The 11,655-nt window shown below is 60.1% G+C and carries 12 protein-coding genes; 4 read left to right on the forward strand and 8 right to left on the reverse strand.

The features are described 5' to 3' along the window. Positions 1 to 267: 267 nt before the first annotated feature. Positions 268 to 1,182 (forward strand): HD-GYP domain-containing protein, encoded by a 915-nt coding sequence (locus HJB89_RS22710; RefSeq protein ID WP_221132486.1) that lies wholly within the window; start codon positions 268 to 270, stop codon positions 1,180 to 1,182. A 75-nt stretch (positions 1,183 to 1,257) separates the two neighbouring features. Here the strand turns inward: HJB89_RS22710 and HJB89_RS22715 are convergent, their stop codons facing one another. The 6 genes from HJB89_RS22715 to HJB89_RS22740 all read right to left on the reverse strand — a co-directional run bounded on the left by HJB89_RS22715 (position 1,258) and on the right by HJB89_RS22740 (position 7,036). Next, positions 1,258 to 2,583, reverse strand: a complete 1,326-nt coding sequence (locus tag HJB89_RS22715; RefSeq protein ID WP_221132487.1) for an aspartate aminotransferase family protein — start codon at positions 2,581 to 2,583, stop codon at positions 1,258 to 1,260. Positions 2,584 to 2,896: 313 nt separating this feature from the next. Continuing rightward, positions 2,897 to 3,214, reverse strand: a complete 318-nt coding sequence (locus HJB89_RS22720; protein ID WP_164013673.1) for a helix-turn-helix transcriptional regulator — start codon at positions 3,212 to 3,214, stop codon at positions 2,897 to 2,899. A gap of 116 nt (positions 3,215 to 3,330) precedes the next feature. Then, positions 3,331 to 4,080: a HugZ family protein gene (locus HJB89_RS22725; protein ID WP_207581342.1), complete on the reverse strand. Its 750-nt coding sequence runs from the start codon at positions 4,078 to 4,080 to the stop codon at positions 3,331 to 3,333. 31 nt (positions 4,081 to 4,111) lie between these two features. Further along, positions 4,112 to 5,164, reverse strand: coding sequence for a choline ABC transporter ATP-binding protein (choV, locus tag HJB89_RS22730; RefSeq protein WP_221150550.1), 1,053 nt, complete (start codon positions 5,162 to 5,164; stop codon positions 4,112 to 4,114). After that, the gene (gene choW / locus HJB89_RS22735) at positions 5,161 to 6,006 is read right to left on the reverse strand and encodes a choline ABC transporter permease subunit (RefSeq protein ID WP_207581340.1); all 846 of its coding nucleotides are present in this window, start codon (positions 6,004 to 6,006) and stop codon (positions 5,161 to 5,163) included. The genes choV and choW overlap by 4 nt, the downstream gene beginning before the upstream one ends. Before the next feature lie 73 nt (positions 6,007 to 6,079). Further along, positions 6,080 to 7,036, reverse strand: a complete 957-nt coding sequence (locus HJB89_RS22740; RefSeq protein WP_221150551.1) for a choline ABC transporter substrate-binding protein — start codon at positions 7,034 to 7,036, stop codon at positions 6,080 to 6,082. A gap of 236 nt (positions 7,037 to 7,272) precedes the next feature. On the opposite strand from HJB89_RS22740, the gene HJB89_RS22745 reads away from it, so the two are divergent. From HJB89_RS22745 to HJB89_RS22755, 3 genes are all read left to right on the forward strand, one after another. After that, positions 7,273 to 7,875, forward strand: coding sequence for a thymidine kinase (locus HJB89_RS22745; RefSeq protein WP_207581338.1), 603 nt, complete (start codon positions 7,273 to 7,275; stop codon positions 7,873 to 7,875). Positions 7,876 to 8,012: 137 nt separating this feature from the next. Continuing rightward, entirely contained in the window at positions 8,013 to 9,086 is a 1,074-nt protein-coding gene (locus HJB89_RS22750; RefSeq protein WP_221142109.1) for a hypothetical protein, read from the forward strand. 148 nt (positions 9,087 to 9,234) lie between these two features. Next, complete coding sequence (locus tag HJB89_RS22755) at positions 9,235 to 10,365, forward strand: DUF2333 family protein (protein ID WP_221150552.1); 1,131 nt, start codon at positions 9,235 to 9,237, stop codon at positions 10,363 to 10,365. A gap of 11 nt (positions 10,366 to 10,376) precedes the next feature. Here HJB89_RS22755 and HJB89_RS22760 read toward each other — a convergent pair whose 3' ends face one another. Both HJB89_RS22760 and HJB89_RS22765 read right to left on the reverse strand, forming a co-directional pair. Continuing rightward, the gene (locus tag HJB89_RS22760) at positions 10,377 to 10,838 is read right to left on the reverse strand and encodes a PAS domain-containing protein (protein ID WP_221132490.1); all 462 of its coding nucleotides are present in this window, start codon (positions 10,836 to 10,838) and stop codon (positions 10,377 to 10,379) included. Between the two features lie 46 nt (positions 10,839 to 10,884). Beyond that, positions 10,885 to 11,610: a LuxR family transcriptional regulator gene (locus tag HJB89_RS22765; protein ID WP_207581334.1), complete on the reverse strand. Its 726-nt coding sequence runs from the start codon at positions 11,608 to 11,610 to the stop codon at positions 10,885 to 10,887. Positions 11,611 to 11,655 lie beyond the last annotated feature (45 nt).

The following is an 11,655-nucleotide window of genomic DNA, read 5'->3' on the forward strand; positions in this document are numbered from 1 at the left end:
ATAACAAAATGAAACGAAAATCGAGGCAGCGCGGCACGGTTTCGTCGAAAATCGTTCGATCCGGCCCTGTCTTCCGCTTTTCGGAGGAGGCTCGGGGAGCCCATATAAGGGATGAGCGGATGTTCTCTCGTATCTGGAACTTCAATTTTGTTTGAGATTAACATTTGATTCTACCAATCAGAGTAGAATCATTGTTCGTGCATATATTGCTGCGATGCAAAAACGGTCGACGATAAACAGAGAGATATTTCAGGAACAGAGATCTGCATGCTCAAGCGTATCGAAGCCAGACAGGTGCGCACCGGAATGTTTGTCGAGGCGATCGAGGGTGTGTGGCAAGATCCTCTTCTGTCCAAGAGAAGATTTCTCCTGCGCCGTGAAATGGATGCCCTGACTCTTCGCAAGAGTGGCATTCCAGGCGTAGTCATCAATACCAGCAGGGGCGTCGATATTGATGGCCTGCCAACTGGCAATATCGAGATCGACACCAAGGCCGCACACGAGACGATTCAGAAATCCGTGCAGGTGCTGGAGAACGTTTTCGGTCGGTTGCAGCATGGCGATGGGATCAGCGTCGATCAGGTGGCGCCGGTGATTTCCTCGGTCTCCAAGTCGATCGATCAGAACCCGACCGTCTTCCTAAGCGTTACGCGCCTGAAATCCAGGGACGAGGTGACGTTCCTGCATTCCATTTCTGTGAGTGCGCTGATGATCCTTTTCAGCCGCCATCTCGGACTTGACGAGACAACCGTGCAGATGCTCGGCACAGCAGGATTGCTGCACGACGTCGGCAAGCTCGAAATTCCGCTCGAGGTGCTCAACAAGGAAGGACGCCTGGACGAAGAGGAGATCAAGATGATCCGCGACCATCCGGAAAAGGGACACGCAATCCTGTCGCGTCAGGAAGGCATGCCGGAGATCGTTCTCGACGTTTGTCTCAACCATCATGAGCGGATCGACGGCAAGGGTTATCCCCGCAAACTTTCCGAGACGCAGGTCAGCTTCCATGCGCGCCTTGCCGCGATTTGCGACGTCTATGACGCCGTCACCTCGGTGCGACCCTACAGGGCGCCATGGAGCGCCAGCCAGGCACTGAAATGGATGCTTGGTAACGAAGGGCATTTCGATCGCCGGCTTCTGAAGAAATTCGCCCTCTGCCTGTCGGTCGCCGCCGTGACCTGAGGTAGATCCATCAAAAAAGGCCTGCGTGGATTTGCGCCCGCCGCAGGCGATGATGCCGAAAGCTTGAGAACTTTCTCAGATATTGTTCTGCAGGATGGTCCGCAGCTTGCCGAAGAGTTCATCGATGTGGTGCTTCTCGATGATCAGCGGCGGAGAGAGTGCGATGATATCGCCGGTGGTGCGGATCAGCAGGCCGGTTTCATAGGCTTTCAGGAAAGCGGTGAAGGCCCGCTTGGTCGGCTCGCCAGCGATCGGATCGAGTTCGATCGCGCCGATCAGGCCGGTGCTCCTGATGTCGATGACATTGGGGCAGTCCTTCAGTGAATGCAGCGCGTCGGCCCAGTAATCGGAAAGCTCGGCGGCGCGTGTTAGCAGCCCCTCTTCCTTGTAGGTGTCGAGCGTGGCGAGGGCGGCGGCGGAGGCGATCGGGTTGCCGGAATAGGTGTAGCCGTGGAAGAACTCGATCATATGCTCCGGACCGTTCATGAAGGCATCATGGATTTCGGAGGTGACGAAGACGGCGCCCATCGGAATGACGCCATTGGTCAGTCCCTTGGCTGCGGTGATCATGTCGGGCTTGACGTCGTAATATTGCGCGGCGAAGGGCGCGCCGAGGCGGCCGAAGCCGGTGATGACCTCGTCGAAGATCAGAAGGATGCCGTGTTTGGTGCAGATCTCGCGCAGCTTCTGCAGGTAGCCCTTCGGCGGGATCAGGACGCCGGTGGACCCGGCCACCGGCTCGACGATGACGGCGGCAACGGTGGAGGCATCATGCAGGGTGACGATACGCTCGAGCTCGGTGGCGATGTCGCCGCCATGCTCGGGCTCGCCGCGGGTGAAGTTGTTCTTGCCGGGCTGGTGGGTATGCGGCATGTGATCGACGCCGGTCAGCAGCGTGCCGAACATCTTGCGATTGCTGACGATGCCGCCGACGGAAATGCCGCCGAAGTTGACGCCGTGATAGCCGCGCTCGCGGCCGATCAGGCGGAAGCGAGACCCATTGCCCTTCACGCGGTGATAGGCGAGCGCCACCTTGAGCGCCGTCTCGACGGATTCGGATCCGGAATTGGTGTAGAGAACGTGGTTCAGGCCTTCGGGAGCAATGTCGACCAGGCGGTTTGCCAGTTCGAAGGCCTTAGGGTGGCCGAGCTGGAAGGCCGGGGCGTAATCGAGCTCGCCGGCCTGCTCACGGATCGCCTCGGTGATCTTCGGGCGGCAGTGGCCGGCGTTGACGCACCAGAGGCCGGCAGTGCCGTCCAGCACCTGACGGCCGTCATGGGTCGTATAATACATGTCTTTGGCGCCGACGAACATGCGCGGCTCCTTCTTGAACTGGCGATTTGCCGTGAACGGCATCCAGAAGGCGCGGAGATCGTTCGGTGCATTGAGGCGATTGGACATCTGTTCTCCTGGCCGCTGACGGCCCTTTCCGGGGCTTCACGCCCAAATTTTGACTGCCCGGTCAAATTATCAGGGCTTCCCGAGGCGTCAACGGGGAAAACGCCCGAGAGCCACTGGGGGCCGGAGGTTCGAGTTGCTCCAATCAATCTGGGAATAGCTCGGGGCCGACAGGCGAAGTTAAAAAGGCACGACCGGCAAATCGCAAGGTTTGCCGGTCGTGCCATAAGGTTCAGGTGCTGAAATATCGTTGTCGCGTCTCCGGGAACATCCCCTTACGCCACGACATCGGCCGACATTCATGTCAGCGCTATCATCAAGCGGCGGATCTGTTCCGATTCTGCACGAGATAGATGTCTTCGAGCGTCGCCAGGATCTTCATCACCGGCTCGGAGGTGCTCGAATAATAAATGGTTTGTGCGTCTCGGCGGGTCTTGACCAGCTTTTGAGCGCGCAGTTTCGACAGGTGCTGGGAAAGAGCCGACTGGCTGAGGCCGACCTGCGTTGCAAGCACGCCGACGGCCACTTCGCCCTTCACGAGGCTACACAGGATCAGCAATCTCTTCGGGTTGGCCATGGCCGATAATAACGCTGCCGCCACATTGGTGTGATCGGCCAAATCCGTGGTGTCCATATTGTTATCTTCCTAATGCGAAACGTACATCATTCATGTGGGCACTGGCCGCCAGTCGGGATTTTGACCGACGCCAGAAACTAGCAACTGGGGTCGAAGATTGTATATACCTAAATTTAAGGTATCGAGTATGCTATTTTAGATATGTTTGAACAAATGTGATCGGCATCCCCAATGAGGGTTTCGAATTCGTATCGCAGCAGATAATCGCCGGAAATCATGTCAAAACCTGAGGGATCGATACCACAAATGCGCCAAGAAGCCGATTCCGGCGCCTTTAGCCTGATAGCGAGGGTCTCGGTCACATCGGGGTAGCGCGCTACTAAATCTCGCACTGCTTCTGCCGCCCCGGCGGCGACTTCTTCATTCGCGGACGACTGGATTATGAGATCGTTTGCGTCGAGCAGGTAGGCGCGGCCGAAGCCGCCATTGAAGCTGGCCCGTTTCGGCTTGAGACGGAAGAACAGGAAATCAGGAAAGTCGAGATAAAGCTTCGCCTTGGCGTGGCGAGCGAGAAAACGCGTGCGGATGCGCTCGTAGAACGCATTGCCGCGCTCGACGGGTTCAGCCAGGCATTGGGTTGTCAGGCGAGGGTGGGCGAGCGGATCGCCCTTGCCCGGCTCGCCGGTCAGGAGTGAGGCGCGCGGGTCCTTGGCAAGCGCCCTGGTATGGGCCGACAGTTTCGAAACGAGGATGACGGGGGTGCCGTCAATATCGGTCGCGACCAGCACGCGGCTGGCGAAGGGGAAGCCGGTCTCGGGGTCGAGAACGGCAATCGCCGCGTGCCGCGCGGAGCGCAGAAGCACGCGCGCAAGCTTGCGGGCATCGTCGTCGGTTTCGCGTATGGGCGAGGGTTGATCTTTCATATCCGCTTTGTGGCAAAGCGGATTGAAAACATCAAGCGTCCTGCTTGCGGCGATGGCGGGTGAGGCCGGCAACGATATCCTGGGCCGAGACGGTGCCGACGATCGTGCCGTTCTCGACGATGCCGATGCTGCCGGGCTGGCGGGCAAGGGCATCGAGGATATCGACGAGCGGGGTAGCGGCACGGGCCGTGGCGCTGACGCTCATGCCGGCGGCCGTCTGACCGAGACCGGGTTGCATCACGTCGGCCGCCGTCAGCATGCTGATCGGGTTGAGATGCTGCACGAAATCGGCGACATACTGGTCGGCGGGGTTCTTGACGATGTCGTGCGGCGTTCCGCATTGGATGATATGGCCGCCCTCCATGATGGCGATGCGGTTGCCGATGCGGAAGGCCTCGTCGAGATCGTGGCTGACGAAGAGGATGGTCTTCTTCAGCCGCCGCTGGAACTCCAGGAGCTCGTCTTGCAGGCGGGTGCGGATCAGGGGATCGAGCGCCGAGAAAGGCTCGTCCATCAGCAAGATCGGGGCGCCGGTGGCAAAGGCGCGGGCAAGACCGACGCGCTGCTGCATGCCGCCTGAGAGTTCGTTGACCTTGCGGTCGGCCCATTTCGTCAGGTTGACGAGCTCGAGCTGTTCACCGACGCGCCGCTTGCGTTCGGCCTCCGGCATGCCGGCGAGTTCGAGGCCGAAGCCGACATTCTCGCCGACGGTGCGCCAGGGCAGAAGAGCGAATTGCTGGAACACCATGGAGACGGTGTGGGTGCGCAGCTCCCGCAGCGCCTTGGCGTTGCATCTGTAAGGGTTGACCGGACCATTGGAGGTCGAGACCGAGACGTCACCGCGCACGACGGGGGCGAGGCCGTTGACGGCGCGCAGCAGCGTCGACTTGCCAGAGCCGGAAAGGCCCATCAGCACCAGGATTTCGCCTTCTTCGATGGTCAGCGAGGCATTGGCGACGCCGAGCACCAAGCCGGTGGCGGCGCCGATTTCGTCACGTGTTTTGCCCTGGTCGACCATGGCAAGCGCTGTTTCCGGCCGGTCGCCGAAGATGATGCTGACATCCTTGAAGCTTACCGCGGTCATGCGCCGCCTCCTTCACCCGCCGTGCGGAATATGCGGTCGAGAATGATCGCCAAGATGACGATACAGAAACCCGCTTCGAAGCCCTTGGCGATATTGACGGTGTTCAGCGCGCGCACGACCGGCACGCCAAGCCCGGGCGCCCCAACGAGGGCGGCGATGACCACCATCGACAGTGACAGCATGATGGTCTGGGTGAGGCCCGCCATGATCTGCGGCATGGCAAAGGGAAGTTCGATCTTGCGCAGCACCTGGATCGGCGTTGCGCCAAAAGCAACGGCGGCTTCGACGAGGGACGGCGGCGTCGAGATGATGCCGAGGCGTGTCAGCCGGATGGGGGCGGGGATGGCGAAGATGACGGTCGCGATCAGGCCCGGAACCATGCCGAGGCCGAACAGGATCAGCGCCGGAATCAGGTAGACGAATGTCGGAATGGTCTGCATCAGATCGAGCACCGGGCGCATGGCGGCATAGACCCAAGGGCGGCGGGCGGCGGCAATGCCGAAGGGAATGCCGATCACCATGCAGACAAAGGTGGCGGCGAGCACGAGGGCGAGCGTCTCCGTCGTCTCCTTCCAATAACCCTGGTTCACGATGAGCAGGAGCCCAAGACAGGTGAACAGCGTGACTGCGATCGACCGGCGCAGCCAGAAGGCAAGGGCGGTGATGGCAGCGATGACGATCAGCGGGTGGGGCTTCTGCAGCACGAAGAGCAGGCCGTCTATGGCGCTCGACAGCAGGAAGGCGAGCTGGTTGAAGAACCACTCGCCGTTCGATGTCAGCCAGTCCACGAAGGATTTGGCCCATGAGCCAATGGGAATCTTAGCCTCGGTGATCCAATTCAAGGGGCGCGCCTATCCAAAAAAATCAACAATCGGACAAAAATGAAACGGGGCGGCGAGCCGCCCCGTCATATCATCAAAGGCCGAGGCCGGTCTTGGCAGCCGCCAGAGCGTCGCCCTTGCCGTCGCGAGTCTTGACGCCTGCAAGCCAGGGGTCGAGGGCTGAGGGGTTGGCCTTCAGCCATTCGGTCGCCGCAGCTTCCGGCTCCTTGCCGTCGTCGAGGATCTTGCCCATGATCTTATTCTCCATATCGAGGGAGAATGTCAGGTTCTTCAGCATCGCGCCGACATTCGGGCATTCGCCGAGATAGCCGGCGCGAACATTGGTGTAGACCTTGGCGCCGCCGAAGTCCGGACCGAAGACGTCGTCACCGCCTGTGAGGTAGGTCAGCTTGAAATTGGTGTTCATCGGATGGGGTTCCCAGCCGAGGAAGACGACGGGCTTGCCTGCTTTTTCGGCGCGAGCGACTTGCGCCAGCATACCCTGTTCCGAGGATTCGACGACTTCCAGATCCTTCATGCCGAAGGTGTTCTTTTCGATCAGATCCATGACGAGGCGGTTGCCGTCATTGCCGGGCTCGATGCCGTAGATCTTGCCGTCGAGATCGTCCCTGTGGGCGGCGATATCCTTGAAGTCCTTGATGCCGAGTTCCGCACCCTTGGCGTTGGTGGCGAGCGTGTACTTGGCGCCGACGAGGTTGGGGCCGAAGGATTCGACCGACTTGTCGTCGAGATAGGGGCGGACGTCCTTTTCTTGCGTCGGCATCCAGTTGCCGAGGAAGATGTCGATGTCCTTGTTCTTCAGCGAGGTATAGGTGACCGGTACCGAGAGGACCTTGATGTCGGTCTGATAGCCGATGCTCTTCAGGACGACGGAGGCAGTAGCGGTGGTGGCGGTAATGTCAGTCCAGCCGACGTCCGAGAAATGTACGGTGGAGCAGCTGTCGGGATCCGCGGCGAAGGCAGCGGTCGCAACGGAGAGTGTGGCGATGGCAGTGGCAGTGACGAATTTGAACGTGCTTGTTGTTTTCATTTTAGACTCCCAGTCTTTAAGTTCCCAAGCCAACCACCAATAGCCGAGTTTGACAAGCGACCTCAGTGCGTTTGCGTCGTATCGACCCATGCGATTGCGACGTCGGGCAGATTTTTGGAACTATATTGTTTTTGGGGCTTTCAGCAGTTTTTGAGCGGGATTCCTGTGATTATCACTGTTGCAGGGCTTTTCTTTGCCATTGTGAGCTTTCAATAAGCCGATCAAGGAGAGATCGGATGGCAAAACTCTATTTCAACTACTCGACTATGAATGCCGGCAAGTCGACGATGCTGCTGCAGGCCTCCTACAATTATCAGGAGCGCGGTATGCGCACGGTGCAGCTGATCGCTGCCTTCGACGAGCGCACCGGCCGGGGCGTCATCGGCTCGCGGATCGGGCTGGAGGCGAGCGCCATTCCCTTCGAACCGCACGAGGACCTGTTCCGGCTGATCGGGACGCTGAGCGGTGAAGGCGCGCCGATTGCCTGCATCTTCGTCGACGAGGCGCATTTCATGACGCCTGTCCAGGTCTGGCAGCTTGCCCGCGTCGTCGACAGGCTCGGCATTCCTGTGATGGTCTACGGGCTGAGAACCGATTTCCAGGGCAAGTTGTTTCCGGCCTCGCAGGAACTGTTGGCGATCGCCGACGAAATGCGCGAGGTGCGCACGATCTGCCATTGCGGGCGCAAGGCGACGATGGTGGTGCGGCTCGACGCGGAGGGGAAGGTGTTGCACGAAGGCGCGCAGATCGAAGTCGGCGGCAATGAGAAATATGTCTCGCTCTGTCGCAGGCATTGGGATGAAGCGATGAACGGGGCTTGGATCGCCGAGCCGGTCTGAAGCCGCGATGCGGCCTGCTTTCTTTGGCGCCGCAAGCAACATGCTTTCGATTTTAAGCAATTCCGGACGGAAAACCGCTCACACTTTTCGGCACCATGCTCTAGCTTGAGAAGCACGAGATTCCCTGGAGAGGCCTGGTGCGTAAACCTCCGCCATTCGACAGCCAATACGAAGCTGCAGGCATCCTTGCCGAGAGGATTGCGGCCGACGGAGACTATTGCGTGGCCGCAATCAGCGCCTTCAGCGCCGATGAGGCACGTTCGGCCGACGAGGTCTTCCTCGAACAGAATTCTCGTTTCCAGGCCCATATCGCCGATGCTTCCGCGCTTGACGCCCTGCAGGCGGAGCTGGTCTTTTCCCTCGACCGGCTGACGGCGGAGGTTTCGGCCGATCTCGACAGTTTTCGGGGGCTGACGCTGCGCGAAAAGATGGCCGGCTGGACGTCGCGCCAGCGGATGTGGCGCATGTATACCGAACGTGTGCGCGAGGCCCCCGTCATCGAACGGTTGCTCGAACTTCTGACGAAATCGGACGCGCTCGCCAGACTGATTGCCGGCCAGCGCGCTTCGATCATCGAACGGCACAGGGCCGCCGAACGCGGTCTCATCGACATCGTCGAGCAACGGCGCCGACTGGTCGATTCCATCGATATTGCCCGCCTGAAGATGAAGGAACTCAATGCCAAGGCGCTGACGACGCAGGGCCGTATCGGCGTCTACGGCAGCAGGGCGCATTGGGAGCAGATGGAGGCGGAGCGGCGGGCGCTGAAGGCGGAGGCCAAGCAGATTTCCGCCGGGGAGCACGAGATGCGCGACGACAGCCAGCGGCGCGAGCGTTTCATCGGCCTGTTCCAGACCTTTGTCGATTCGCTGAATGGCCGGATCGCCGCTTGTAGCGTGCTGCTGCGCAAGCTGATGATCGACGTCGAGGAGCGGCTGATCATCTATCAGGCGCAGGTCGATACCGACCGGCCCGGCATGAAGATGCGGATCAGGCCGGAACTCTTTCCTGATATCGCCGCGCCAATCAGGCTGTTCGAAAAGGGCATGCTGGTCGCCCAGGATCTGGAGCGGCGCAAGAGCCGCGCCGATCTGGAATTTACCGGCAGGTTTCCGACCTATGCCGAGCCGGCGCCGGACAAATCGGGAGCCCCTCTGATCGATACGGCGCGCAGGTCCTTCCGGTTCAGCCTGCCTTTCCTGCGTTCCTGAGCCGCAAGACGTCGTCAGCACCTCTTTTCCGCAAGGCGCCCTTGCGAAAAATCGGAGGGCTCGTGTTGTGCTCGGCCCATCGAGCGCATATGTGGATGCGACGGGGCCGCAATGTCCTGATGTTCGCCTCGCCTGACAGGAGACGACGATGCTTGACCGGATAGCCGGTTTTTTCAGGCTGATCGGCCAGACGATCGGTCGCTGGGTCCGCCTGTTTTTCGCCTGGGCCTTCTGGCCCATTCTTGCCGCGTATGGCTGGTATCAGCGCCGGAGTTGGATGATCCGGCTGCCGGTGATCGCGTTCGTGGCGCTCTTCGTCGTGCTCTACGGCTATTTCTTCTGGCAGACGCAGGCCTGGTCGAATTTCAACACCGCCTTCGTCGACCAATACCGGCTTGCCGAACGCAAGGTTGCCGCGGGACAGGAAATGCCGGTCGCCGAGGGAAGCAACGCCACGGCAGCCAAGACCTGCCAGCGTTCGGCGATCATCGACGTCACGGCCGACCTGACCGACTTCAACGTCAACCAGAACGCATGGATCTCCTCCATGCTGCTCTACAAAATGGGCTTTTTCGGAATCGACTGGGATCACACGCCTTTCCTCGACAACAAGGCGTCGTTCCAGCGGGGCATCAATCAGGCGGTTCGGCGGACATCGGCAGAGCTCGTCGATACGCTCGGGCGCGTGCGCGGCACGTCGGGCATCAACAACGACCTGCAGAGCGCCCGCGGCAATCTGCAATTCGACGAATACAGCTGGTATTTCGGGCTCAATCCCTTCGGGCCGAAGACGCCGACGCCCTCCTATTACCGTTCGGCGATCGGCAGCCTGCGCAAATTCAACACCGATCTTTCCACGTGCAGCGTCATTTTCGACGGCCGCGCCGACAACCTCATGCAGTTCATCGACCGCATTGCCAACGATCTCGGCGGCACGTCCGACATGCTCGCCGAGCGCTCGGAAAACCACAATCGCGGCTGGTTCGATACCCGCGCCGACGACCGGTTCTGGTTCGCCTACGGCCAGCTCTACGCCTATTACGCCATCCTTGCCGCCGCGCAGGCGGATTTCTCGCAAGTGGTGCAGGAGCGCAATCTCGGAGCGGTCTGGGGCAGCACGATGCGGCAGTTCCAAGCGGCGTTGCGCATTCAGCCGGCGATCATTTCGAACGGGCGCGAGGACGGCTGGATCATGCCGAGCCATCTCGCCACCATGGGCTTTTATATTCTCCGGGTGCGCTCGAACCTAGTCGAAATCCGTTCGGTGCTCGACCGGTAAACCCCGTGGAGTCAGCGGGGTCTCGCATCGTCCTCGAAACCGACGACGCGCAGCCGCTCGACGCATTCATAGGTGACGCCGACGATGCCGCCGCCGCTTTCATCGTCACGAAAGCGGCCGACGCTGCGCACCAGCTTGTAACCGCCAAGCCGGCTGTCGACGCGGTATACGAAATGGAAGCCGACGCCATGACGGCTCGCCTCTTCGAATGTCTGGGCGATCAGGCTGCGGTCCTCCTCATGGATGCGCGACATCAGCTCGGTCAGATTGACGGGGCCGTTGCTGTAGGGGAGGTCGAAGATCTCGTGTACATCCTCGCTCGCAAAGAAATGTCCGGTCTCGATGTTGATGCGCCAGAAGCCAAAAAGGCGATAGGCAGCAAGCATCTGAAGGATTTCCGCATCGGTGATGCCGATGTGGGCGCGGGATTGCTCGGTCTTGTCGATGATGGGCTGTTCGAAACGAAGAGACACGATTCCCCCAGATCACTGGACGACGTGCCGACTCTCTTCCGATTCCTCAGTTGATCAGCTTCAATCGAATTGCCTTAGCTACCAACTGGGTGCGGTTGACGCAATCGAGTTTTTTGATCGCGTTCGTCATATAGGCATTCACCGTGTGGTCCGACAAAGTCAGGATCTGGCCGATTTCGATCGAGGTCTTGCCCTGGGCAGTCCAGCGCACAACCTCTAGTTCGCGGGTCGACAGCGCGTTATACGCGCATTCCTCGTTGCGCTTGACTGCATTGTATGCATCGAGTGCATGCAGAGTGATCATTGCCAGCTCATTGACCTCGCTCTGGCCAAGTGCGGCGCGCTCGCCGCAGAACCAGAAAACCAGGCGCTGGCCGTCGGCCGCAATGGTCGGCATGGCAACGCCTGCCGGTATGGCATGGCGCAGCATCAGGGCATGCAGTTCGGCGGGGAAGGCCTGACCGTTGAAAGCGTCGTTGAGGTGCCAGACCGGAGGGACGGCGGATTCCCTCAGCCGTAAGCCGAAAGGGCAGCCGCGCATCATGTGGGCGCGGTCGAATTCCCTGATATAGGCGGCCGGCAGCGAACTCTCGATCAGCAGGGGTTTCAACAGGAGGTCTTCCGGGGAGGGAGCGTGCATCAGCGTTGCATGCGACAATCCGAACGCTGCGGAAACCCGGCCCAGCGCCTGCGCAAACAGACTGCGCGTTCGTGCAATGGCAAGCTCTGCAGAAAGCAATGACTGTCTTTCAGAGGTAGTCATGTAAGACATTTGTACGCCCCAGGCAGCCCTAATGTTACCGCTATCAAACACAGA

Source organism: Rhizobium sp. NZLR8, assembly GCF_019685025.1.
GTDB lineage: Bacteria > Pseudomonadota > Alphaproteobacteria > Rhizobiales > Rhizobiaceae > Rhizobium.